Source organism: Flaviramulus sp. (assembly GCF_982512915.1).
In genome coordinates this window covers 64,106-90,693 of record NZ_CEWOCJ010000009.1, presented here as the reverse complement: position 1 = coordinate 90,693, position 26,588 = coordinate 64,106, and the positions used below count along the sequence as shown (strand labels likewise).

Here is a 26,588-nt window from a genome sequence, read left to right as displayed (position 1 = left end):
GTTTTATGCGTTATTTTTTTTAAGCTCTTCTGCTGCATGATTGGCAGCTCTTGCAGTGAAAGCCATATAACCTAAAGAGGGGTTGTGGCATGCTGCCGATGTCATAAATGCACCATCGGTAACATATACATTTGTACATGCATGAATTTGATTGTATTTATTTAAAACCGAAGTTTTAGGGTCATGTCCCATTCTAGCTGTTCCCATTTCGTGGATGCCTAAACCCATTGCTCTCCCTTCAATTTCATCGTATCCTTCAACATCTTTAAAACCTGCGGCTTCAAGCATTTTTACAGCTTGCTTTCGCATGTCTTTTCGCATTGCGAGTTCATTTTCACCAAAATCTGCATCAAAAGTTACGGTAGGTAAACCCCATTCGTCAAGTTTTTCATAGTCTAAGTACATTCTGTTACTATGGTCTGGAAGTGTTTCACCAAATGCTAAAAGATTAATAGACCACTCTCCAGGTTTTAAAATTGCTTCTTTTAGTTTTGGTCCATATTTTAATTCAGCAACCATTTCAGAAATATTAGATCTGCTTGCGCCACCTTGGTAGCCATAACCTCTTTTAAATTCTTTTACATCAGTATTGCCACCTAAATTTCTAAATCTGGGAATATAAATGCCATTAGCTCTTCTACCTTTATTTATCTTATCTTCAAAACCAACAGCTTTAGCTCTTGCGCCTACTTTAAAATGATGATCCATAATATTATGTCCTAGCTCACCACTATCATTGCCTAAACCATTTGGAAAACGCTCAGATTTTGATTGTAATAGTATAGCTGCTGATGCAATTGCTGACGCGCATAAGAAAATAACTTTGGCTTTATATACAAAAATTTCTTTTGTTTCAGCATCAATAACTTTTACGCCAATAGCTTTTTTGGTAGTATCATCATAAATGACTTCATGTACTATAGAGTTTGGTCTTAAGGTCATATTACCAGTAGCTTCGGCAGCAGGTAGTGTTGAAGAGTTACTGCTAAAGTAAGCTCCAAATGGACAACCTCTCATGCATCTATTTCTATATTGGCACGTACTTCTACCTAAACCAGGTTTGGTACCTTCAGTAATATGTGCTGTTCTGCCAATGGTTAATAATCTTCCATCTTCAAAACTTTCAGAAATCTTAGATTTTAAATGTTCTTCGACACAATTAAGGTTCATGGGTTTTAAAAGTTTTTGGTCTGGTAATACTTCTAATCCTAAATTTTCACCACTTACACCAATAAACTCCTCTACTTTGTCATACCAAGGTTCAATATCTTTATATCTTACTGGCCAATCAACGGCAATACCATCTTTTTTATTAGCTTCAAAATCAATATCACTTAGTCTATAACTTTGTCTTCCCCACATTAATGAACGTCCTCCTACATGATATCCACGTATCCAATCAAACCGCCTATCTTCATTATAAGGGTGTTTTAAATCATCTACAAAAAAATGTTTGCGAGCTTCTTGAGTAACATATCCTGTTCTATGTTGTTTAGGCATACGTTCTTTAGTCTCCTTTGAAGCTACGCCACCATTTGGAAAATCCCATGGGTCCATATTAGCAGTAGGGTAATCTTCAATATGTTTTACCATTCTCCCTCTTTCAAGAACTAATGTTTTTAAACCGTTTTCACAAAGTTCTTTTGCAGCCCATCCTCCAGAAATACCAGTGCCAACTACAATAGCATCATATTCTATTTCAGTAGAGTTTAAATTGTTGTTGTTCATTATCATTAAAATTTTATTAGTTTATTTATCTATTTGGTGATAAAAAGATATTAAAATTACGCATTTATCGGCAAATTAGTTAATTTGCATTCTAAACTTGTTCAATTTTTTTCAGTGAAGATAAATATACAAAATATAGCGCCTTTTGAAGCTGATGGCATTATCTATCATGCGGATACTTGTTTGCCATTAATTGATGCGGTAAAAAGGAAAAAAGTAAGTTTTAAAGCGCTCGCAAGATATACATATCCTGGAGACAGGCTGAACGAAGACACTTTAGGATTAAATAGTATTGGTTATTGGAATGCCAATGAACCACAGGATTGGGGTTTAGATTGGCATAGGAATGAAGGTATAGAAATTCATTTTTTAGAATCTGGGAATATGCCATATGCTCAAGAAAAAAAGGAAATAGAATTAAAGCCTAATGATTTAACAATTACTAGGCCTTGGGAAGCACATAAAGTAGGTAATCCTAATATTGGCATTGGCAAGTTTTACTGGGTTATATTAGATTTAGGAGTGCGAAGACCGCATCAAAATTGGGTTTGGCCAGATTGGATAATTTTAGCCCCAGATGATTTATTTAGATTAACAACTATATTAAGACAAAATGCAGATGTTAGGTTAAGATCTGATAAACGTGTAAGAGATTGTTTTCAGAGGATTGGAAGAGCTGTTGATGGTGATAAAAATGGTAGTAACTCATCGAATATTAGACTATTAGTAAATTACTTATTGCTTTTACTTTTAGACCTTTTAGATTCGGAAAATATTGAGCTAAAAGAAGAGCTAACGGATAGTTCTAGAAGTGTTAAATTGTTTTTAAATGAGCTTGAAAAAAATTTATCTGAAGCTTGGACTATTGAGAAAATGGCTGATTCTGCAGGTGTTGGGTTAACACGATTTACGTATCATTGTAAACAGCTAACAAATTTAACGCCAATGCGTTATTTGATGATGCGGCGTTTAGAAATGTCTAAACAAATATTATTAGAAAACAGAGATTTTAGTGTAGCTGAGGTGGCTTTTAGCGCTGGTTTTTCAACAAGCCAGTATTTTTCAACAGTTTTCAAAAAACATGAAAAATGCACACCAATAGAATATCGACAAAAACATACGATTTCAGTTTTATAAATCAAATAACTCTTTGTATAAATCCTTTCACTGAATAATTATAAACAGTTTTAAATTATCAATTTTATAATTTTCGGATGAAATTTGAACTAAATAATAAATAAATGAAATTATATTTTTTTGAAAAAAAGCGAGTTCTTGCCTGTTTAATATTGATACTCTTGTTGAATTTTTCATGTAAAAACGGGAAAAAAGAAGCAACATCAGAAACCATTACTGAAGCAACAATAAATGAACCTTTCTTTAAGTTGTCGTTAGCGCAATGGTCTTTGCACAGAACTTTTAATGAAGATGGAGTAGATCCATTCAAATTTGCTGAAATTGCTAAATTGGATGGTTTTGAAGGATTAGAATATGTAAATCATATTTATGATAAACAAATTGAAAGTTTAGGATTTGACAAAGTAATAGATTCTTTAAAGACTTTGAGCGAGAAATTTGAAATACAGAATGTTTTAATTATGATTGATGGTGAAGGCGATCTAGCAGACCCAAATGAAGAATTAAGAAATACAGCTGTGGAGAATCATAAAAAATGGGTAGATGCAGCGCAAAAATTAGGTTGTCATTCTATCCGCGTTAATACTTTTGGAACCAATGATCCTGAACTTTGGGTGCCTTCTGTGGTAGATGGTTTAAAAAAACTTTCTGCATATGCAGCAACCAAAAACATCAACATATTATGTGAAAATCACGGATGGCTATCATCCAATGTACCGGTTTTAATGAGAGCAATTAACCAAGTAAATATGGATAATTGTGGAACATTACCAGACTTTGGTAATTGGTGCGTTAAGCGAAAAAATGGCGCTCAATGGGGCGAATGTGATGAAGTTTATCATGATAAATATGAAGGTATAAAAATAATGCTTACAAAAGCAAAAGCGGTTAGTGCAAAGGCTTACGATTTTGATGAAAATGGAAACGAAACTACTCTAGATTTCCCAAGAATCATTCAAATGGTTAAGGAATCTGGTTACATAAACTACATTGGTGTAGAGTATGAAGGGAATAGATTAAGTGAAAAAGAAGGCATATTAGCTATCAAAACTTTATTGTTAAAATCTGCAAAAACAATACAATAATTCAAAAACACTAAATAAATATTTTTTTAATATGGAAAACATAAATACGAATAGATTATTTCTAGCAAGTTGTCTAGCTTTGATAACGACCTCAATGACTTTTGCTATTAGAGCGAGATTAGAAACCGTTTTTGGTCCTGAGGGAGTTGGCTTAACATTAGAGCAAATAGGTTATGCTTTTACACCTGCTTTTTTTGGTTTTACCTTAGCTATGATTTTTGGAGGACCTTTAGTGGATTTTTTAGGAATAAAAAAAATTACTTGGATAGCATTTGTTTCACATGCAATTGGTATTGTTTTGACAATTTCGGCAAATTCTATGACTTCATTATTTGTTGCTACATTATTTGTTGGCATAGGAAATGGGATGGTTGAAGCAGCTCTAAATCCAATGATTGCATCTATGTATCCTCAACAAAAAACAAAAATGCTTAATAGGTTTCATGTTTGGTTTCCAGGAGGTATAGTAATTGGGTCTATTATAGGTTGGCTTATAATGGATGTTTTAGGATTAAGTTGGCAAATTATGGTTGGCACTTTATTCATTCCTCTAATAATTTACGCAGTTTTGTTTTTTGGACAAAAATTTCCACTTACTGAGCGTGTTCAAATGGGTATAAGCAATAAAAAGATGTTTTCGAGTATTGGTAAGCCCTTATTTTTGTTTATGGTATTCTGTATGTTTTTAACTGCAGCTTCAGAGTTAGGAACTACTCAGCGTATAGAGTCGTTGTTAAAAAAATCTGTAGCAGTACCACTTTTAGTATTAGCATTTATTAACGGAATTATGGCATTGGGTAGAATGTTTGCAGGTCAAGTAGTTCACAAGTTGAAACCTGCTGGAATGCTTTTATATTCTGCAATATTAACCTTTTTAGGTTTATGGTTGCTAACTGTAACTAATGGCGGAATGACCTTTGTTGCAGCAGCTGTTTTTGCAGTTGGAGTTACATTTTTCTGGCCAACAATGTTAAGTTTTGTTGCAGAATATCTACCTGAAACGGGTGCTTTAGGCTTGTCAATTATGGGTGGTGCTGGTATGTTTTCAGTGTCATTAGTATTGCCAATTATGGGGAATCTCATGGATAATGTAAGCCCCGTTGAAGCATTAAGAACCATGTCTTTGCTTCCTGCAATACTCATTTTAGCATTTTTAGGATTAAATATTTATATGAACAAAAGAAGCAAAGCAGAACAAGCTTAAGTTAATATGGAAAAGAAAGTAAGACTAGGTATTTTAGGAGGAGGAGGAGATTCTCTAATAGGTGTTTTACACCGTGTAGCTTCAGCTATGTATGATAAATATCAAATTGTTGGAGGAGTATTTAATCCTAATTGGGAGGATAACATTTCGTTTGCCAATAAATTAGCATTATCTCCTAATCGGATTTATAGAGATTTTGACACCTTCATAGAAGAAGAATTAAAGCTCCCTGAGACTGAAAGAATAGAGGTGGTATCGGTATTAACACCTAATTTTTTGCACTTTCCTATGGCAAAAAAACTTGTAGAAAATGGTTTTCATGTGATTTGTGAAAAGCCATTGACAACCACGTTAGCTGAGGCAGAAATTTTAGAAAACGCTTTAAAAAAATCAAATACAATTTTTGCTGTAACATATACATATACAGGATATCCAATGATTCGCCAAATGCGAGAAATGATTCAATCAGGAGTTATAGGCGAAGTTCAAAAAGTGGATGTGCAGTATTATCAAGGATGGATAAATCCAATATTATTAAATAAAGAATTGCGAAAAACAATATGGCGTTTAGATCCTAAAAAAGCAGGAATAAGTAGTTGTGTTGGAGATATTGGTACACACGCATTTAATATGGCGGAATATTTAACAGGTTTGGAAGTAAAATCTGTATTAGCAGATCTTAATACCAGGTATGAAGACAATCAATTGGATGTAGATGGTACAATTCTTATACGTTTTTCAGAATATGTAAAAGGCGTTATTAGATCTAGTCAAATGGCTACTGGTGAAGAAAATGGACTTGAAGTAAAAATATATGGAACCAAAGGAGGTTTTAATTGGAAACAAGAAAACCCTAATTACTTGTATCATCTCACTGATGATAAACCGTTGCAAGTTTTAAAGCCAGGGCATGCATATAACGGAGATTTATCTTTAGATGGAACAAAATTACCCCCAGGACATCCAGAAGGGATATTCGATTCTATGGGTAATATATATTACGGTGTAGCTAAAGCAATTAGAAAACAGCTTTACGATAGTGGAGAGTTTCCAAGTATTAATGATGGAGTTCGTGGTATGAAGTTTATCGAGAAAAGTGTTGAGTCTCATAAGTCAGGAAATATTTGGTTAGATATTTAGATTAAATAAATTATGAAAACAATAAAAGGACCAGCTGTTTTTCTAGCTCAATTTGCTGGAATTGAAGCACCGTTTAACAGTTTAGATGGAATGTGTAAATGGGCTTCTGATTTGGGTTATAAAGGCATACAAATACCAACATGGGAATCTAATTTGATAGATATTGAAAAAGCTGCCGGGAGTCAAACTTATTGTGATGAGTTAAAAGGTAAAGTAAATGCTTATGGTTTGGAAATCACAGAATTATCAACACATTTGCAGGGTCAATTGGTAGCTGTAAATCCTGCTTATGACAGCATGTTTGATGGTTTTGCGCCAAAAGAAGTAAGAGGTAAACCTAAATCCAGAACAGAATGGGCTATAGATTTTGTGAAAAAATCTGGAACGGCAAGTGGGCGATTAGGTTTAAAATCACACGCCTCGTTCTCAGGGGCTTTTATGTGGCATACTATGTATCCTTGGCCACAAAGACCAAACGGTTTGGTAGAAATGGGGTTTGAAGAATTAGCTAACCGTTGGTTACCCATTTTAAATCATTTTGATGAACATGGTGTTGATATTTGTTATGAACTACATCCTGGAGAAGATTTACATGATGGCGTAACGTTCGAACGATTTTTAGAAGCTACAAATAATCATATCCGTGCAAATATTCTTTATGATCCCAGTCATTTTGTACTTCAACAATTAGATTATTTAACGTTTATTGATTATTACCACGAGCGTATTAAAGCATTTCATGTAAAAGATGCAGAGTTTAACCCTACAGGGAAACAAGGTGTTTATGGAGGGTATTCCGATTGGAAAAATCGTGCAGGGCGTTTTCGTTCCTTAGGTGACGGACAAGTAGATTTTAAGGGCATTTTTTCTAAATTAACGAAATACGAAGTTGATGTTTGGGCAGTTATGGAATGGGAATGTTGTATTAAATCTTCTGAACAAGGTGCAAGAGAAGGCGCTCCATTTATTCAAAGTCATATTATTGAAGCAGCAGGACGAATTTTTGATGATTTTGCTGGAGGTCAAATTGATGAACAGCAACTAAAAAATATATTAGGTTTATAAACTAAAAAACAATTTAAAATGAAGAAATTAATTTTACTGTCAATCATAGTGCTTATAATTTCAAGTTGTAAAGAAAAAGCTAAAGAATTTAAAGGCATAGAAATTGAAGAAGAAGTTCTGGCTGAGCAAAAGCCTGAATGGATTATGCTTTTTGATGGAACCTCTTTAGATAATTGGAGAGGTTATTTAAAAGATGAAATGTATGACGAATGGACTATAGAAGATGGTGCTATGGTTTTTACACCAAGTGAAGAAGGAGGTAAAAATATAATTACTAAAAAAGCTTACACCAATTTTGAACTTTCTCTGGAATGGAAAATATCAGAAGGAGGTAATAGTGGTATTTTTTGGAGTGTTTATGAAGATCAGAAATTTAAAGAAGCTTATCAAACAGGGCCTGAAATTCAGGTGCTTGATAATGAGCGTCATCCGGATGCTTTAGCTAATCCTAAATTCCATCAAGCTGGGGCTTTATATGATATGGTTCAGCCTGAGCAAGATGTATGTAATCAAGCAGGAGAATGGAATCTTTGCGAAATTAGTATCAATCACAAAACTAATGAAGGAAGCGTTACTTTAAATGGCGTTAAAATTGTTGAATTTCCATTGCATGGAGAAAAATGGGATGCCATGGTAGAAAATTCTAAGTTTAAAGGATGGGAAGGTTTTGGTAAACATCAAACAGGGCATATTGGATTACAAGATCACAGTGATAAAGTTTGGTTTAAGAATATTAAAATTAAAGAATTATAAAATAGAATTTATAGTTAAACACCTTAAAAAAAGGGAGTTCAAAATTTGGGCTCCCTTTTTTATTTTGTAAAAAGATTCATAAATAAGTGCATTATTAATATCAAATAACTTTATTTATTAAGATTTAATAATTTTTTTAAAAAACTAATGAGTTTTTATTAGTTGTATTAAATAAAATTATAGTTTTACATTATGAGAAATTTAAAAAATAAAATACGTTGTTCTGTTCCCGGTTCTCCCGTGCGCTTTCGCCGCCGCTTATAATCTTTTTAAAGCAGTAAACCAAAACGTCATTTTAATTTTTTCATAGTGTCCAAAGATTTTTTCATAATATTTCAAATTACAGTTAGTACGCTAACTAACAACATTATTACAATCTATTTTAGATTACTAAACTTTGCCAATAATTTTTTTGAACAAAATGAATATTTCCTATTAAAAAGAATAATTAACAGACATTCAATACAAAATGAAAAATGAAGATTTTAATAGCTGATAAATCACATATCAAATACGCAGAAATTATTTGCGAAACTATTGCAGAATCTGCAGCTGTTAGAGGAACTGGTATAGCCAGAAGAACACCTGAATATATTGCTACAAAAATGGAAAACGGCAATGCCGTAATAGCTTTAGATGGCGATAAATTTGCAGGTTTTTGTTACATAGAAAAATGGGGTCACGGCAAGTTTGTTGCTAACTCTGGTCTAATTGTTCATCCAGACTATAGAGGCGGTGGTCTAGCCAGACAAATTAAGCATAAAGTTTTTGAGCATTCCAGAACCAAATTCCCAGATGCTAAAGTATTTAGTATTACTACTGGTTTGGCGGTTATGAAAATGAATACAGAATTAGGTTATAAGCCTGTACCGTTTTCCGAATTGACAGACGATCCTACTTTTTGGGATGGTTGTCAAACGTGTAAGAATTATGATGTATTAACCAGAACCAACAGAAAAATGTGTTTATGTACTGGTATGTTATATGATGCAGATAAGGTTAAAAAGCAAGATAAAACAGAAATAAAAGAGAAAACTTTCAATAGATTAAAAAGAATAAAAGAAGCATTATTCTTAAAAAAAGATAAAAAATAAGTATCAATGAAAAAATTAGTAATAGCATATAGTGGCGGTTTAGACACATCTTACTGTGCAGTGAGTTTATCAAAAGAATATGATGTTCATGCTGTAAGTGTAAATACCGGTGGTTTTACAAAAGATGAAATAAGCCGCATAGAAAGCAACGCATATAAAATGGGGGTTTCAACTTACAAAAATATTGATGCTGTAGCTACATTTTATCAAAAAGTAGTGAAGTATTTAGTATTTGGTAATGTTTTAAAAAATAACACGTATCCTTTATCTGTAAGTGCTGAACGTATAATTCAAGCTATCGAAATTATTGAATATGCTAAAAGTATTGATGCTGAATTTATTGCACATGGTAGCACAGGTGCTGGTAACGATCAAGTACGTTTTGATATGATTTTTCAAACGTTAGCACCAGAAATTGAAATTATCACACCAATTAGAGATAAAAAATTAACCAGACAACAAGAAATAGATTATCTTAAAGAAAATGGGATTGATATGTCTTGGGAAAAAGCAAAATACTCAGTTAACAAAGGACTTTGGGGAACAAGTGTTGGAGGCTCAGAAACTTTAACCTCAGAAAAACCTTTACCAAGCGAAGCTTATCCTTCGCAATTAAAACATGCTGAAGAAGAAAAAGTTAAATTAACGTTTGATAAAGGCGAGTTAGCAGCTGTTAATGGTATAGCAAACGACCCAGAAATCAATATAGAAACCTTAAATAACTTAGCATCTGCCTATGCTATTGGTAGAGATATTCATGTAGGTGATACTATAGTTGGAATTAAAGGACGCGTTGGTTTCGAAGCAGCAGCAGCATTAATAACTATAAAGGCACATCATCTATTAGAAAAACATACGCTTACCAAATGGCAATTGCAGCATAAGGAATACATTGCTAGTTTTTATGGCATGCATTTACATGAAGGCCAATATTTAGATCCAGTAATGCGAAACATGGAAGCCTTTTTACAAAGTAGCCAGGATAAAGTGTCTGGTGATGTAATAGTTTCACTAAAACCTTATCATTTCACTTTAGATGGTATTTCCTCTAATCACGATTTAATGAATGCTAAGTTTGGCAGTTATGGTGAAGAAAACAAAGGATGGACAGCCGATGAAGCTAAAGGATTTATAAAAATCTTTGGAAATCAAAATAAAATCTATCAACAAGTAAATTCTTAAATTATGATTAAAGTAGGAATTATAGGTGGAGCAGGATATACAGCAGGTGAGTTAATTAGATTATTAATTAATCACCCTGAAACTGAAATTGATTTTGTTTTTAGTACAAGTAATTCTGGCAATAAAATTAGCAAAGTGCATCAAGATTTAGTTGGAAGTTTAGATTTAGAATTTACTGACACCATTAATCCTAATGTAGATGTCTTATTTTTGTGTTTAGGACACGGAAATTCTGTGAAGTTTTTATTAGCAAATACATTTTCAAATAAAACTAAGATAATCGATTTAGGGAATGATTTCCGACTTCAAAAAGATGAATTTTTTAGCGGAAAAACGTTTGTCTATGGTTTACCAGAGTTACAAAAAGATAAAATTAAAACTGCAAGTTACATAGCAAATCCAGGGTGTTTTGCAACAGCTATTCAATTGGCATTATTACCATTAGCAAGTAAAGGACTTATTAATTCAGATATTCATGTTAATGCGGTTACTGGGGCAACTGGAGCTGGTACTTCATTATCAGAAACTTCTCATTATACCTGGAGAGATAATAACTTTTCATACTATAAACCATTTACACACCAACATTTAGGTGAAATAAACCAGTCGGTGAAACAATTGCAAAATAATTTCTCGTCTGAAATTCTTTTTATGCCCAACAGAGGTAACTTTTCAAGGGGAATTTTCGCAACAGTTTATACAAATTATGAAGGCTCTTTAGAGGAAGCTAAAAGTATTTACAATACGTATTATAAAGATGCGAAATTCACATTTATTTCAGATGAAACATTACATTTAAAACAAGTTGTTAATTCAAATAAATCCCTCATTCATTTACATAAACATAATGGTAAATTATTGGTTACGAGTATTATCGATAATTTATTAAAAGGCGCTTCTGGTCAAGCAGTTCAGAATATGAATTTAATGTTTGGTTTAGAGGAAACAACAGGTTTAAATTTAAAAGCAACCTATTTTTAAAAAAAAATCATGAAAATAGCTATAATAGGTACAGGAAATTTAGGTAGTTCCATTGCCAAAGGACTTATTAATCATAAATCATTTATCTCGTTATATTTAAGCGATAAAAATACAGCAGCGGTTCATGCTTTTATCGATGAAGATTATGTAACCATTACAAGTGATAATTTATTAGCGGTACAAGAATCTGATGTATTAATTTTCGCATTACAACCCAGACACATTGAAAATGTTTTGGCGAGTGTTTCATCTATAATTACTGAAAATCATGTGGTAATGTCGGTTGCAGCAGGATTTGAGATTTCTAAAATTGAAAGTATTATAGGTAGCGATAAAAATATTATTAGGGTGATGCCTAATACAGCAATTTCTATTGGTAAATCGATGACGTGTTTAGCAGCGAATGATAAGGGAGAAAGTAAAATGGAATTGGCTAAAAAAATATTTAATCAATTAGGTACTACTATGGTTATTCCGGAAGAACATATTCAAGCTGCAACGGTTATTTGTGCTAGTGGTATTGCTTTTTGGATGCGTTTAGTTCGGGCAACAACTCAAGGAGCTATTCAATTAGGTTTTGAAGCCCATGAAGCACATCAATTAGCAACCCAAACCTGTTTTGGAGCTGCTAGTTTACTAATAGAATCTGGTAAGCATCCTGAGCAAGAAATAGACCGAGTAACCACACCAAGTGGATGTACTATTGAAGGTTTAAACGCCATGGAGCATCAAGGCTTAAGCTCAGCTTTAATTCAAGGTATTGTCGCATCATTCGAAAAAATTAATCAAATTAAAAAAACTTAAAATGCCATTATTTGACGTTTATCCATTATACAATGTAACGCCTGTATCTGCAAAAGATGTTTATGTTTATGACGAAACAGGAACAGAATATTTAGATTTATACGGAGGTCATGCTGTAATTTCAATTGGACATGCTCATCCAAATTATATAAAAGCTATTACTTCACAAGTCAATGCTTTAGGATTTTATTCTAATGCCATTCAGAACCCATTACAAGTTGATCTGGCTGATAAAATTGAAGCCTTATCTGGGTGTAAAGGTTACGAGTTGTTTTTATGTAACTCTGGTGCAGAAGCTAATGAAAATGCATTAAAATTAGCATCTTTTAAAACAGGAAAATCTCGTGTTTTAGCTTTTAAAAACGGTTTTCATGGGCGAACTTCGGCTGCTGTTGCAGTAACTGATAACGCTAATATTATTGCTCCTATAAATGCACAGCAAAAAGTAACTATTTTAGAGCTTAATGATATTGTTGGTGTAAAAGCGGAACTTGAAAAAGGCGATGTTTGCGGTGTTATTATTGAATTTATTCAAGGTGTTGGTGGTTTAGATCAAGCAACTGGTGATTTTTTCGAGCAAGTTTTTACACTTTGTAAAGCAAATAATACCATGTTTATTGCCGATGAGGTGCAATCTGGTTATGGCCGTTCGGGTAAATTCTTTGCGTTTCAACATTACAATGTAACTCCAGATATTATTTCTATAGCCAAAGGAATGGGTAACGGATTTCCTATTGGTGGTATTTTGATTCATCCAGATATTGAGGCTAAATATGGGATGTTAGGAACTACTTTTGGAGGTAATCATTTAGCTTGTGCTGCTGGTTTAGCAGTTTTAAATACTATTGAAAAGGAAAACTTGATAGATAATGTGAATGAGATGTCTGCTTATTTTATTGAAGTAGCACAAACAATTCCGCAGATAAAAAAGATTAAAGGACGAGGCTTAATGTTAGGTTTAGAATTTGATTTTGAAGTTGGTGATCTTAGAAAAAAACTCATTTACGATTACCACATTTTTACAGGTGGTGCATCCAATAAAAAACTACTAAGAATTTTACCACCACTTACAATTAAAAAAGAACATATTAATCAATTTTTTGATGCTTTAAAAAAGGCACTTTAAGCATGTATACCACATTATCCATAGATATTAGAAATGATGTTTTATTAAAAATGGCTTTGCTTTTAGAAGAAGAAAGAAATGCTATAATCACTATTAACAAGCAAGATCTTGCAGCTTATAAAGGCGACGATATTTCTATGTTTGATCGTTTAAAGGTGGACGATTTTAAAGTGGATGAGATGATTAAAGCTGTTAAAAATCTGGCTTCTCAAAATGATCCTGTTGGGGTAGAACGTTTTAGTTTTAAGCACGAAAACGGGATGCAGATTTACAATAAAACGGCTTCATTCGGAACTGTTTTAATTATTTACGAATCGCGTCCAGATGTTACCGTTGAAGCAGCTGGTATTGCTTTTAAATCAGGAAATAAAATTTTATTGAAAGGTGGGAAAGAGTCTTTAAAATCAAATTTAAAAATTGTTGAGTTGTGGCATCGAGCTTTAGCTGAAAATAAAGCTTCAATAAATTGGGTGGAGTATTTAGAGTTTAACCGAGCCGAAACCCAAGCATTTTTAGAAAAACCAACTCAAAAGGTTGATTTAATTGTACCACGAGGCGGTGAGCGTTTAATTGAATTTGTGAAAGTACATGCTACTTGTCCAGTTATTATTAGTGGTCGTGGGAATAATTTTGTATATGTTCATAAGGATGCCGATTTAGATATGGCTTTGGATGTGATTATCAACGGAAAATCTAAAATTTCTGCTTGTAATGCGGTCGATAAGGTGTTGATTGATGCAAATCTTACAAATAAAAATGAATTCATTATTAAATTGATTTCAAAACTAAAAGCTTTTAAAATTTACGTTTTAGGAGATGAAGTTATTTCTAAAAATTATAAAGTAGATTCAATTACATCAGACGAAATCTGGTTTGAGGAGTTTTTAGATTATAAAATTTTAATAGGAGAAATATCATCTACAATAGATGCGATTACTATGATAAACAAATACTCAGGTGGACATTCATCTTCTATAATCACCAAAAGCGATACCGATGCGAAGTTGTTTATGGAAAATGTGGATACGGCTGCTGTATATCATAACGCTTCAACACGTTTTACAGATGGCGGTCAGTTGGGTTTAGGTGGAGAATTAGCCATAAGTACTGATAAATTGCACCAACGAGGACCTATTGGGTTACAACATTTGGTTACAAATAAATGGTATGTTCATGGCAATGGACAAATTAGATAGTATGCAGAAAAAGAAACGAATTTTACTAAAAGTAGGCTCTAATACCCTAACTAAAGAAACTGATAATTTATCGAGAGGTAAAATTGAAGATATTGCTAGTCAAATTGCGCAACTTCAAGATACTTGTGAGTTTGTTATTGTAAGTTCTGGCGCTATTGCGGTTGCAAAACAATTTGTAAAACTTGAGAGTAAAGGGAAAGATATCAATGTTAAACAAGCCTTAGCATCTATTGGGCAGCCACATTTAATTAGAATCTATCAAGAAATTTTTAGAGAATATGGGCTATTAACCTCTCAATGTTTATTGTCATATTCAGATTTTGAAAAACAAGAAAGTAAAACAAACATTGTAAATACTATTAATGTATTGGTTGATAATAATTACATACCAATAATTAACGAGAACGATACAGTTGCAACCGATGAAATTAAATTTGGAGACAACGATAAATTAGGCGCCTTAACGGCATCGCTTTTAAATGCAGACTTATTTATAATCGCTACTAATACTTTTGGGATTTACACCAAAGAATCCATAGAAAACAAGTCGCCAAAAACTATTGAAATAGTTGAAGATTTTGAGGCTTTAGAAAAACAAGTTGTTAACTCCAAATCATCACACGGAAGTGGTGGAATGCAATCAAAAATAGAGGCAGCTTCTGTGGCAAAAAAAGCACATATTGAAACATGGATAGTAAACGGATTGGAAGATAATTTCATTATTAATGCTTTTGAAAACAAAGTACCGTTTACCAAAATAAAATAGATAAAATATGAAAAATTATACATCCATAAACGATATAGATAATATTCATAATTGGATAGAGGAAGCTAAATTATTGAAAGCAAATCCGTTTAAGCACATACAATTAGGTAAAAACAAAACACTTGGTTTGTTATTCTTTAACTCTAGCTTGCGTACACGTTTAAGTACTCAAAAAGCAGCTTTAAATTTAGGGATGAATCCTATTGTTATGAACGTTTCTGGAGATGCTTGGGGAATTGAGTTTGGAGATGGTACCATCATGAATGGTAATACCGCAGAGCATATTAAAGAAGCTGCAGCTGTGGTTTCTCAATATTGTGATATTATTGCGGTAAGAGCTTTTCCAACCTTAATTGATAAAGAAAAAGATGAAAGTGAGCACGTAATAAATTCATTTGTAAAGTATGCTTCAGTACCTATTGTAAATATGGAAAGCGCTACAGGACATCCATTACAAGGTTTAACGGATGCGATAACCATTTCAGAAAATACCAACAAAGAAAAACCTAAAGTGGTTTTAAGTTGGGCGCCACATATTAAAGCTTTGCCTCATGCAGTAGCCAATAGTTTCGTTAAATCCATGCAAAAAATGGATGTAGAATTTGTAATTGCTAATCCTGAGGGTTATAATTTGAGTTCAAAAATAACAGAGGAAACTCCTATTATTCATAACCAAGAAGAGGCTTTTAAAGATGCTGATTTTGTGTATGTAAAAAACTGGAGTTCTTATGACGATTATGGAAAGGTTTTGAGTACCGATCCTAACTGGATGATTACTCAAGATAAATTAGGAAAAGCTAAATTTATGCACTGTTTACCAGTAAGAAGAAATGTTATTGTTGAAGATGCTGTTTTAGATGGCGAAAATTCTTTAGTGATTGAGCAAGCTAATAACAGAACTTTTGCAGCGCAATTAGTATTGAAAAAAATATTAGAAAATGCCTAAACAAAAACTATCCATAGTAAAAATAGGAGGAAACATTATTGAAGATGACTTAGCATTAAACGCTTTTCTAAAATTATTTTCTAGCTTAAAAGGTAACAAAATTTTGGTACATGGTGGTGGTAAACGTGCTACTCATATGGCTTCAAAATTAGGAATTGAATCTAAAATGGTTAAAGGAAGGCGTATTACAGATGCTGAAACATTAGAGGTTATAACCATGGTTTATGGTGGTTTGGTAAATAAAAATATTGTAGCAAAACTTCAAGCTTTACAAATTGATGCCATAGGATTAACTGGTGCTGATGCTAATGCAATTACATCGAAGAAGCGACCTGTTAAAGAAGTAGATTTTGGTTTTGTTGGTGATGTTAAAAACGTGGCGTACAATGCAATAAATAAATTAATTAAAGCTGGATTTACGCCTGTTTTTTGTGCAATAACCCACGATGGAAATGGACAATTACTAAATACCAATGCCGATACTATTACTTCTCAAGTTGCGATTGGGATGAGTGCGTTATTCGAAACATCTATGTATTATTGTTTTGAGTTAAATGGTGTTTTAAAAGATATTAATGATAAAAATTCAGTAATAAAACACATTGACACCAATTTGTATGCTGAATTATTAAATCAAGGTATTGTTGCAGATGGGATGCTGCCAAAGCTAGAAAATTGTTTTGATGCTTTAAATCATGGTGTTAAAACCATCAATATGGGTAACACCTCTATGCTGACAAATGAAAACGATAATTTTACAAGAATCACCTTATAAAATGGCTCTAAAAGAATTAACAAATGATGCGATTGCTCTATTAAAAAAGTTAATAGAAACTCAATCTTTTTCATCAGAAGAAGACAATACAGCATTACTTATTGAAGATTGGTTTAAACATCATAAAATAGACTATCAAAGAACAAAAAATAATGTTTGGGCCATCAATAAATATTTTGATGAAAGTAAACCAACCCTATTGCTTAATTCACATCACGATACCGTAAAGCCAAATTCGGCATATACTAAAAACCCCTTTGAGGCTATTGTAGAAGACGGGAAACTATATGGTTTGGGTAGTAATGACGCAGGAGGTTGTTTGGTGTCGTTAATTGCAACTTTTACATATTTTTATAACCAAGAAGATTTAAAATATAATTTGGTTTTGGTCGCTTCTGCAGAAGAAGAAAGTAGTGGTCCAAATGGACTTAATAGTATGTTATCAATCATACCAAAAGTTGATGTAGCAATTGTAGGCGAGCCTACTTTAATGAATTTGGCTGTGGCTGAAAAAGGCTTAGTTGTTTTTGATGCTAAAGTGATGGGTACACCCAGTCATGCGGCACATCCAAACGATAATAATTCTATTTATAACACCATTAAAGTGCTTCAATGGTTTAAAGATTTTAAATTTGAAAAAGGATCTGAGGTTTTAGGAGACGTTAAATTAACTGTCACTCAAATTAATGGAGGTAAACAACATAATGTAGTGCCAGCAGATGTAGATTTAGTAATAGATGTTCGTGTAAATGATGCTTATACGAATGCTGAAATTGCTCAAATTCTTCAAGAAAAATCACCTTGTGATAGCATTACACCGCGCAGTTTAAGATTAAATTCATCTTCTATTCCGGTTAATCATCCGTTGGTGCAGGCAGGTATAGAAATAGGTAGAACCACTTATGGGTCTCCAACCTTATCAGATCAGGCAGTTTTAACTTGCCCTTCGTTAAAATTAGGACCTGGAGATAGCACACGATCACATTCAGCTGATGAATTTATTTTTATAAATGAAATTGAAGATGGTATTAAAATATATGTTGAATTGTTAAATCGAGTAATCGTTTAAATCAATCAATAAAATCATAAAATTTTTAGAACATGAAACTCTGGGATAAAGGCATATCAATCGATAAAAAAATTGAGCAGTTTACTGTTGGAAATGATAGAGAAATTGATATTCATATTGCTAAATACGATATTATAGCATCTAAGGCACATGCTAAAATGCTCCAAAAAATTGGCATTTTAACAACAAATGAGTTGGTGGATTTGCTTACAGGCTTAAAAAATTTAGAGAAACAAGTTACCGATGGCACTTTTGTTATTGATTCGCAGTTTGAAGATGTGCATTCTAAAATTGAATATGAGTTAACAAAAAGCTTAGGTGAAGTTGGCAAAAAAATACACACTGCGCGCTCGAGAAACGACCAAGTTTTAGTTGCACTTCATTTATATTACAAAGAAAATTTAGGTTTAGTTAAAGAAAAAACAAAAACGTTTTTTGATACACTTTTAACCTTAGCCGAAACACATCAAGACAAAGTACTTCCGGGTTATACACACTTACAAGTTGCCATGCCATCTTCATTTGGATTGTGGTTTTCTGCCTATGCAGAGCTTATGGTTGATGATGTTTATTTGCTTAACGCAGCCATCAAAACCGTTGATCAAAACCCACTTGGTTCTGCTGCTGGTTACGGGAGTTCGTTCCCTATTGATAGAGAATTAACTACTAAAGAGATGGGCTTTTCAACTTTAAAATATAATGTTGTTGCAGCGCAAATGGCACGTGGTAAAAATGAGCGTACAATTGCTGCAGTATTAGGGGGGTTATGTAATACCATGAGTCGTTTTGCTATGGATATTTGTTTGTATATGAGTCAGAATTTTGGGTTTATTTCTTTTCCTGATGAGTTAACTACTGGCAGTAGCATTATGCCGCATAAAAAGAATCCTGATGTTTTTGAGCTAATTAGAGGTAAATGCAACAAAATCCAAGCTTTACAAACCGAAATGATTTTGATTACTAATAATTTACCAAGTGGATATCACAGAGATTTTCAGTTATTAAAGGAAAACATGATTGCGGCTTTTGAGGAAGTTAAAGATATTCTAGATATTTTTAATTACGCCATTCAGCAAATCATGGTTAAAGATATTGATGTAAATAGCGATTTATATAAATACCTGTTTACAGTAGATAATATTAATACGCTAGTAGTTAACGGTATGAGTTTTAGAGAAGCCTATCAGAAAATTGGCGGAGAAGTTCAAGATGGCACTTATATTCCAGACACTTCTAAAAAACATTCCCACATAGGGAGTATCCATAATTTATGTTTAAATAAAATCAAGAATAAGTTTATTTAACCAAGTAAAACATTAACATTTTTTAAAGTTAATATTGCCTTGAATTCCTTGAATTCCTTGAATTCCTTGAATTCCTTGAATTCCTTGAATTCTTTGGATTTCTTGAATTTTTTAGTTATTTTTAACTCTCTCTCATATGAAATTTTTTAGTTAGTTAGCTATCGTTCTAAAATTTAATTATGGAAGAGAATAAAATAAAAAAATCAGATAATAAAAATTCAAAAGAGATTCAAGAATTCTTGTCTTCTGATTTTGCAAATTTGGTTGTTAATACTACAGAAGATGCTATTGTGTCAACTGATCTAGATGGTATCATTACTTTCTGGAATCAAGGTTCTGTAGATCTTTTTTCTTATTCCAAAGAAGAAGCTCTTGGGAAGCATGTTTCCATGCTTTATAGAGAACAAGACCTACCGTTGTTAATTTCAAAATTAGAACAGGTAATCCAGGGAGAAAATGTTTCTAGTTCAGAAATAATTTATTTAGATAAATATAAAAACGAGATAGTTACATTATGCTCCATTTGCGGGCTCAAAGACGAAAATGGAAAAGTTTATGAGTTAGTTGGCATTACAAAAGATATCACTAAACAAAGAATTGCCTTATCTAAACTTAAAGAAGTTGATTTTTTGTACACCTCTGCTTTTAATGTTTTAATAGAGGGTTTTATTATACAAGATACATCTCTAAAAGTTATTTCTGCAAATCAAGCAGCCTCAGATATTTTAGGTATTACACTAGAAGAGATTTTAAATAGAGAATCAACAGATTTAGAACGAGACTCTCTACACGAAGATGGTACGCCCTTTAAAAGAGAAGACCATCCCAGTGTCAAAACATTACTAACAGGTAAAGCTTATCTTAATCAAATAATAAACATTAAATCTGGTGATGGTAATCGAAAATGGATTTCTGTTAACTCACAACCTTTTATTGAAAATGGTATTTTAAAGTATGTAGTAACAACAATAACAGATATAACTTTACAAAAAATCACAGACATAAAATTAAAAGAAACAGAGCGTTTATTTGGTTCTACAATTAACTCTATTTCAGAAGGATATCTTGTACTTGATGCCAATGCCAAAATTTTATCAGAGAATAAAGCAGCCTCAGATATTTTGGGTTTAACTATGGGGCAGTTGGTTGGTAAAGATGCTTTTGATCCAAGATGGAAAGCGCTGCATGAGGATGGATCAGAATTTAAACCAGAAGATTTTCCTAGCGTAAAGAGCTCTGTTACGGGTAAGGCTTATTATAATGAGTTAATGAATATTCATTGTGGTGATGGTGTTAGAAAATGGATATCTATTAATTCCCAGCCTGTTTATTATGGTAAAAATTTAAAATATGTAGTAGTTACTTTTTCAGACATCACAGAACAGAAAATATCAGAACAAAATTTAAAAGAATCTGAACAAAAATTTCTTAAATCTTTTGAGAATTCTCCTATCCCCGTTTCAATATTAAATTTTAAAACAGGAAAGCGAATTGATGTTAATAATGCTTTTTGTGAAGTTTTTGGTTACACAAAGGAAGAATTATTGAGTGTAGATAGTTTTTTGAAAAACAATATTACTGTTTCAGAAGATTTTAAAAAAATTCACACTAAAATATATAAAGATGGCTTTTTAAATAATCATCCTTCTAGAATGATTACCAAATCTGGTGAAATTCGAGATGTATTATATAGTGCAACCAAATTATATCCTGATAATGACGATATTTTTATTGGGGCTTCTTTAGATATTACAGAGTTAAAAAATACCCAAGAGGAACTTAAGGAATCCCTATCTAAAAATGAATTAGCCATTGAAAGTGCCGAATTGGGTGTATGGGAATACGATACTTCAAGCAATTACCTTTCTTGGAATGATAAACAATTAGAGTTTTATGGTATTAAGCGTACAGAATTTAAAAACAGTTTAAAACAATGGTTCGAATTTGTACACCCCGATGATGTTGATTATATAGATAAATGTATTAAAAGCATTCTTGTAGATTTTAAAAAAAGAAATAATATTGATTTTAGAATTATTAGACAAGGTGGAGAAATTAGATATTTAAATGGATCTGCAACCCCAATTGTTGTTGATGATGTTTTGGTTAAGTTAATAGGCGTAGTAAAAGATGTTACAAGTGTAAAAATAGCCGAAGATGAATTAACAGAAGTTTTATCTCAAAATAGATTAGCTATTGAGATGGCTAAACTAGGTGTTTGGGAGTTTAGTTTTGAAACCGGACAACTAACTTGGAATGACACCCATTTAGAGTTTTATGGTATTACCCGAAATGAGTTTAATATGGATTTAAACGCGTGGCGCACACAAGTGCATCCAGATGATATTGAATATGCAGATAAACGTTTTGCTGATGCTTTTGAAAGTAATAAAACCATACAAGGTATTGAGTTTAGGATTTTTAGACCTAACGGAGAGTTAAGGTACTTAAGTGGTTCTGCAACGCCAGTTTTTAATAATGGAGTTCGAGTTAAGTTAATTGGTATAGTTAACGATATTACCGATGAAAAATTAAGAATCGAAAAAATTAGAATAAGTGAGGTGCGCTACCGTACCTTATTTGAAACGGCAAGAGATGCTTTGTTTTTGGTAGATCAAGAAATAGTAGTAGATGTAAATTTATCTACTACAAAATTATTTGGTTTTAAGGATTCTTCAGAAATTATAGGAAGAAAAATATGGGAGTTTGCCCCACAAAAGCAAAGTAATGACATAATCACAGAAGAAGCAGTTAAATCAATTTATAAGTCATTAACTGAAGGTCGTGCAGTTTCGGAAATATTTACACTTACCAAAAAAGATGGTAGTGAATTTTTGGCTGAGGTTCGATTAAACAACTTTTTTCATAACGGACAATCTAGTATTTTAACTATAGTTAGAGATGTTACTGAAAAAATTGCTACAGAAAATGAATTAAAAGCTGCTTTTGAAGAAATTAAAGGACTTAAACAAGAGTTAGAAGCAGAAAACCTGTATTTAAAACAAGAACTAAAACTTGATAATAATTTTGAAGAAATTATAGGGAGTAGTACTTCGTTAAAGAAAATACTAAAACAGGTTGAGCAAGTTGCAAAAACCGATTCTACGGTATTAATTCTAGGAGAAACAGGTACAGGTAAAGAGTTAATAGCTAAAGCTATTCACAAAGCCAGTGATAGAGCAAATAAACCACTTGTAAAAGTAAATTGTGCGTCTCTACCTTCAGAATTAATTGAAAGCGAACTTTTTGGGCATGAAAAAGGCTCTTTTACAGGTGCTATAAATAAAAAAATAGGCCGTTTTGAGCTGGCCGATGGTGGTACTATTTTTCTTGATGAAATAGGCGATCTGCCTATAGATATGCAAACACGTTTACTAAGAGTATTACAAGAAAATGAGTTTGAACGTGTAGGAGGTGAAAAAACAATAAAAGTAGATGTAAGAGTATTGGCTGCAACAAATAGAGATTTAGTTAAGTTTGTATCAGATGGTAAATTTAGGCAAGATTTGTATTATAGATTAAATGTATTTCCTATAACATGCCCACCATTAAGAAATAGACAAGATGATATTCCAGATTTGGTTAATCATTTTATTACTAAATACAACCATAAAGTACAGGGTAAAATAAAATCTGTGGGTAGTTTGATTATAGAAAAGCTACTAAAATATAAATGGCCAGGTAATATTAGAGAATTAGAGCATGTAATTGAGCGTGCAGTTATTGTGAGTGTTGGAAGTAAATTGCAAATTGGTAGTTGGTTTCTAGATAATAGTGTTGAGTTGCCCCTTGATGATAAGTTTAAAACCCTAGAAGCTTTTGAAAAAGAATATATTTTAAAAGTTTTAACAGAAACTAATTGGAAAATTAGAGGTAAAAATGGCGCTTCTGAAATTTTAGGTATGAAACCAACCACTTTGGAATCTCGCATTAAAAAACTAGAAATTGCCAAGAAAAATTAATTGTTTTTAACTCTTAAAAACTCCGATATTTCGTGCAACTATGAAATGTCGGAGTTTTTTTATTTAAGTGTTTTAGCTTTTTTTTTAGAGGATAAAAAACTAAAAGCCTATTGGTTAGCAAGTTGTGAATTAATTTAGCCTCTTATTTTACTTTGGCATCTCATTTGCCTTATATATTACTCTCATTAAAAACAACGGTCCCAATTTTTTAATCATTGTTAAAGAAAAATATGAATCAATTTTTACTATCTAAAAAGAGAGGGTTTATGAGAAGATCTTTACTATTATCTGATAAAAAAGCAGTGTGCGATTTAGAGTATCATAAATTGTTAAAAAAAACATATCAGCTATACGATGATCCAGTCATTGTTTTCGATTTAAATAATTACGAAATAGTTACAGCTAACGATGCGTTTTTACAAGTTTTTCAATATGCTTCAGATGATTTCTTGGATTTAAAAATTAATGATTTAGATATTTTTCAGGATGCTGCTAAACTTAAAACCATCATTACCGTATTAAAGGAATATGGGTTTCTAAAGCAACATGTGCTTCAAATTAATTCTAAGAGAACGGTATTATTTAATGCGATTGTAGAATCTGGTAATGATGAATTGTACGCCTTATGTATGTTAAAAGATATTACAGAAAAGAAAGATGTTGAAAATGTAAATTTTTTATATGAGCAACAATTTGGTAAAGATTTTTTTTCAAAACGTATTTCTGATAGTGAGGGGAAATATAATGAGTTAATAGAAAATGCTATTGCGGCCTCTACCACAACTACAGATGGAGAAATTGTATATGCAAACAAAACCTATGCAAATATGTTTGGTTTTGAAACTGCTGATGAGATAATTTCTAAAAATGTTAATGGAAATACCGACAGTTCTTTTCGTTGGAAAAATCCATTAAAAAGGCAATTATTATTAAGAAAACTTAATAAGAAAGGTTCAGTTGATAAATTTACATGCACATTTATAAATAATAAAGGTGAAGACGTTTATATTTTGCTTACTGCTAAATTATCAAATAATTTAATTTACAGCATATCTGTTGATATAACTAAAGAAGTTGAGGTAAAGAAAATTGTAAAAGATAACCAAGAGCGGTTTAAAGCTTTATATGATAATGCTGTAGCAGCCTTAATTAGAACCGATGCTAAAAACGAAAAAGTTATTGAAGCTAATAAAGCGGCTGCCTTTTTGTTTGGATACGAATCCATAAAAGAATTTAAAGAAAAATTTACTGTTGATCATTTTATAAAACCACCCTTATATTCGTTTTTAGAACAGCTTAAAAAATATGGTCGTTTAGAAAAGCGAGAAATACATTGTAAAGCAAAAGATGGGCAAGAATTTTGGATTGAGGCTTCATTAAAATTAAATAAAGAAAATGCCTTTATAGATTGGGTATGTATCGATATTACTTCAAAAAAACAAATGGTTTTGGAGCTGGATTTAGCTAATGAGAAAACAGAGAAAAATGAAGTTTTATACCGTGGTCTTTTTGATAATTTAAGCGCAGGTGTTGTTGTGCATGCAAACGACACTTCTATAGCCATGGCTAATAATAGAGCTTCAGAATTACTAGGAGTAACACTAGATCAATTACAGGGTAAAACAGCCATGGATAAAGATTGGTTTTTTACAGATTTTAATAATATCAAATTACCTATTGATAAATATCCAGTAAATATTATAAAACAAACAAAGGCGCCAATTAAAGATTTTATAGCTGGTGTTAATAGGCCAAAAACGAAAGATAAAGTTTGGTTAATGGTAAATGGCTTTCCTGTTATAGATAAATCAGGCGAAATAACAGAAATCGTAATAAGTTTTGTTGATTTTACAGATCGAAAAGTAGCCGAAGATAATCTTATTGAAGCTAAAGAAAAAGCAGAACAAAGTGATAGGCTAAAATCGGCATTTTTAACAAATATGAGCCACGAGATACGAACCCCAATGAATGGTATTCTCGGATTTACAAATCTTTTAAAAGATACTAATATATCTGGCGCAGAACAGCAAGAGTATATTAAAATAATTGAGGAAAGCGGCGATAGAATGCTTAAAACTATTCAGGATATTATTGATATTTCAAAAATAGAAAGTGGTGTTGTTAAATTGAATTATTCAAAAGTAAATTTAAATGAAAAATTAAATTATTTACACGATTTTTTTAAGATTGAAGCAAATAGTAAAGGACTTGATATTTTCTATGAAAATGAGTTGTTAAATAATAACCTAGTTATTAATTCTGATAAACATAAGATAACCTCGATTTTAACAAAATTAATTAAAAATGCCATTAAGTATACCAATAAAGGCAGTATAACTTTTGGTTGTAAACTTGCAAATGTTGCAGGCGAAAAAATGATAGAGTTTTTTGTAAAAGATACAGGAATCGGGATTGCAGAAGATAAGAAAAAAATTATTTTTGATCGATTTATTCAAGCCGATATGAGTGATAATAGAGTTTATGAGGGGTCTGGTTTAGGCTTGTCTATAGCTAAAGCTTACGCTGATATGCTTTATGGAAAAATATTAGTTGAAAGTAAAATAGGTAAAGGCTCGGAGTTTCGTTTTGTTTTACCGTATGAATGTGTTGATGAAAAGATTGATATAATAAACAGAAGCAATAATAATTTTAGTGATATTAAGAAGTTGAAAATACTTGTTGTTGATGATGAGAATTTTGTAAGAACTTTTCTCGGGATTTTACTTAAAGATATTAGCAAAGAGATGTTGTATGCCACAGATGGTCTTGAGGCTATAGAAATTGCAAAGGAGCACTCAGATATTGATTTAATTTTAATGGATATTAGAATGCCAGGAATTGATGGCTTTGAGGCAACGAAAAGTATAAGAGAGTTTAATAAAGATTCACTTATAATTATACAATCTGCATTTGTTGAAAATGGCGTCTATGAAAAAGCTAAAGAAGTGGGTGCTGATAATTATGTTACAAAACCAATAATAAAACAAAAGCTGTTTAGTATTTTAAGAGAGAAGTTTTCAGAATAAGTAATAAGTTAATTTAAAACAATTTAGTTTGGGTTATTGTGTTTTAAATTATATAACGAAATAGGTATTTGAGAGTATCCCTATTTCTTTTTAGCGAAGAGCGCAAGGTGAGAGACTGCGCTCTTCTTTTTTTTAAATCGATAAGATGAATTGGATTTAGGCTAAATTAAAGGTTAAAAATACGTTGCAAAAATAATATGTAATAATTAAAATGTTAATTAGCCTAAATTAAAAACTACGATATT

At 32.0% G+C, this 26,588-nt stretch carries 20 protein-coding genes; 19 read left to right on the top strand and 1 reads right to left on the bottom strand.

The window, feature by feature from the left end; all coding sequences use genetic code 11:
* Window positions 1-3: 3 nt before the first annotated feature.
* Complete coding sequence (locus AC1XJX_RS08280; RefSeq protein WP_482003504.1) at window positions 4-1,728, bottom strand: GMC oxidoreductase; 1,725 nt, start codon at window positions 1,726-1,728, stop codon at window positions 4-6.
* 114 nt (window positions 1,729-1,842) lie between these two features.
* Between AC1XJX_RS08280 and AC1XJX_RS08275 the strand changes: the two genes are divergently transcribed.
* From AC1XJX_RS08275 to AC1XJX_RS08185, 19 genes are all read left to right on the top strand, one after another.
* Entirely contained in the window at window positions 1,843-2,865 is a 1,023-nt protein-coding gene (locus tag AC1XJX_RS08275; RefSeq protein WP_482003503.1) for an AraC family transcriptional regulator, read from the top strand.
* 104 nt (window positions 2,866-2,969) lie between these two features.
* Window positions 2,970-3,950 (top strand): sugar phosphate isomerase/epimerase family protein, encoded by a 981-nt coding sequence (locus AC1XJX_RS08270; RefSeq protein ID WP_482003502.1) that lies wholly within the window; start codon window positions 2,970-2,972, stop codon window positions 3,948-3,950.
* 31 nt (window positions 3,951-3,981) lie between these two features.
* The gene (locus AC1XJX_RS08265) at window positions 3,982-5,154 is read left to right on the top strand and encodes an MFS transporter (RefSeq protein WP_482003501.1); all 1,173 of its coding nucleotides are present in this window, start codon (window positions 3,982-3,984) and stop codon (window positions 5,152-5,154) included.
* A gap of 6 nt (window positions 5,155-5,160) precedes the next feature.
* Window positions 5,161-6,294, top strand: coding sequence for a Gfo/Idh/MocA family protein (locus AC1XJX_RS08260; RefSeq protein ID WP_482003500.1), 1,134 nt, complete (start codon window positions 5,161-5,163; stop codon window positions 6,292-6,294).
* A 12-nt stretch (window positions 6,295-6,306) separates the two neighbouring features.
* Window positions 6,307-7,359, top strand: a complete 1,053-nt coding sequence (locus AC1XJX_RS08255; protein WP_482003499.1) for a sugar phosphate isomerase/epimerase family protein — start codon at window positions 6,307-6,309, stop codon at window positions 7,357-7,359.
* An 18-nt stretch (window positions 7,360-7,377) separates the two neighbouring features.
* A complete protein-coding gene (locus AC1XJX_RS08250) occupies window positions 7,378-8,112 on the top strand; it encodes a 3-keto-disaccharide hydrolase (RefSeq protein ID WP_482003498.1) in 735 nt (244 codons plus the stop codon).
* 476 nt (window positions 8,113-8,588) lie between these two features.
* Window positions 8,589-9,206: a GNAT family N-acetyltransferase gene (locus tag AC1XJX_RS08245; RefSeq protein WP_482003497.1), complete on the top strand. Its 618-nt coding sequence runs from the start codon at window positions 8,589-8,591 to the stop codon at window positions 9,204-9,206.
* Window positions 9,207-9,212: 6 nt separating this feature from the next.
* On the top strand, window positions 9,213-10,388 hold the full coding sequence (locus tag AC1XJX_RS08240) for an argininosuccinate synthase (RefSeq protein WP_482003496.1): 1,176 nt from the start codon (window positions 9,213-9,215) through the stop codon (window positions 10,386-10,388).
* A gap of 3 nt (window positions 10,389-10,391) precedes the next feature.
* On the top strand, window positions 10,392-11,369 hold the full coding sequence (gene argC, locus AC1XJX_RS08235; RefSeq protein WP_482003495.1) for an N-acetyl-gamma-glutamyl-phosphate reductase: 978 nt from the start codon (window positions 10,392-10,394) through the stop codon (window positions 11,367-11,369).
* 9 nt (window positions 11,370-11,378) lie between these two features.
* Window positions 11,379-12,173: a pyrroline-5-carboxylate reductase gene (proC, locus tag AC1XJX_RS08230; protein ID WP_482003494.1), complete on the top strand. Its 795-nt coding sequence runs from the start codon at window positions 11,379-11,381 to the stop codon at window positions 12,171-12,173.
* Window position 12,174: 1 nt separating this feature from the next.
* The gene (locus AC1XJX_RS08225) at window positions 12,175-13,299 is read left to right on the top strand and encodes an aspartate aminotransferase family protein (RefSeq protein ID WP_482003493.1); all 1,125 of its coding nucleotides are present in this window, start codon (window positions 12,175-12,177) and stop codon (window positions 13,297-13,299) included.
* Between the two features lie 2 nt (window positions 13,300-13,301).
* Window positions 13,302-14,495: a glutamate-5-semialdehyde dehydrogenase gene (locus tag AC1XJX_RS08220; protein WP_482003492.1), complete on the top strand. Its 1,194-nt coding sequence runs from the start codon at window positions 13,302-13,304 to the stop codon at window positions 14,493-14,495.
* A 1-nt stretch (window position 14,496) separates the two neighbouring features.
* On the top strand, window positions 14,497-15,261 hold the full coding sequence (gene proB, locus AC1XJX_RS08215) for a glutamate 5-kinase (protein WP_482003519.1): 765 nt from the start codon (window positions 14,497-14,499) through the stop codon (window positions 15,259-15,261).
* Window positions 15,262-15,268: 7 nt separating this feature from the next.
* Window positions 15,269-16,207, top strand: coding sequence for an N-acetylornithine carbamoyltransferase (locus AC1XJX_RS08210; RefSeq protein ID WP_482003491.1), 939 nt, complete (start codon window positions 15,269-15,271; stop codon window positions 16,205-16,207).
* Window positions 16,200-16,982 carry an acetylglutamate kinase gene (argB, locus tag AC1XJX_RS08205; protein ID WP_482003490.1) on the top strand — a complete coding sequence of 261 codons (783 nt, stop codon included), beginning with the start codon at window positions 16,200-16,202 and terminating at the stop codon, window positions 16,980-16,982. The genes AC1XJX_RS08210 and argB overlap by 8 nt, the downstream gene beginning before the upstream one ends.
* Window positions 16,948-18,051 carry a M20 family metallo-hydrolase gene (locus AC1XJX_RS08200; RefSeq protein ID WP_482003489.1) on the top strand — a complete coding sequence of 368 codons (1,104 nt, stop codon included), beginning with the start codon at window positions 16,948-16,950 and terminating at the stop codon, window positions 18,049-18,051. Before argB ends, AC1XJX_RS08200 begins: the two co-directional genes overlap by 35 nt.
* A 32-nt stretch (window positions 18,052-18,083) precedes the next feature.
* Window positions 18,084-19,355: an argininosuccinate lyase gene (argH, locus tag AC1XJX_RS08195; RefSeq protein WP_482003488.1), complete on the top strand. Its 1,272-nt coding sequence runs from the start codon at window positions 18,084-18,086 to the stop codon at window positions 19,353-19,355.
* Window positions 19,356-19,534: 179 nt separating this feature from the next.
* Window positions 19,535-23,317 carry a PAS domain S-box protein gene (locus tag AC1XJX_RS08190; protein ID WP_482003487.1) on the top strand — a complete coding sequence of 1,261 codons (3,783 nt, stop codon included), beginning with the start codon at window positions 19,535-19,537 and terminating at the stop codon, window positions 23,315-23,317.
* A gap of 266 nt (window positions 23,318-23,583) precedes the next feature.
* The gene (locus tag AC1XJX_RS08185) at window positions 23,584-26,343 is read left to right on the top strand and encodes a PAS domain S-box protein (RefSeq protein ID WP_482003486.1); all 2,760 of its coding nucleotides are present in this window, start codon (window positions 23,584-23,586) and stop codon (window positions 26,341-26,343) included.
* Window positions 26,344-26,588: the final 245 nt, after the last annotated feature.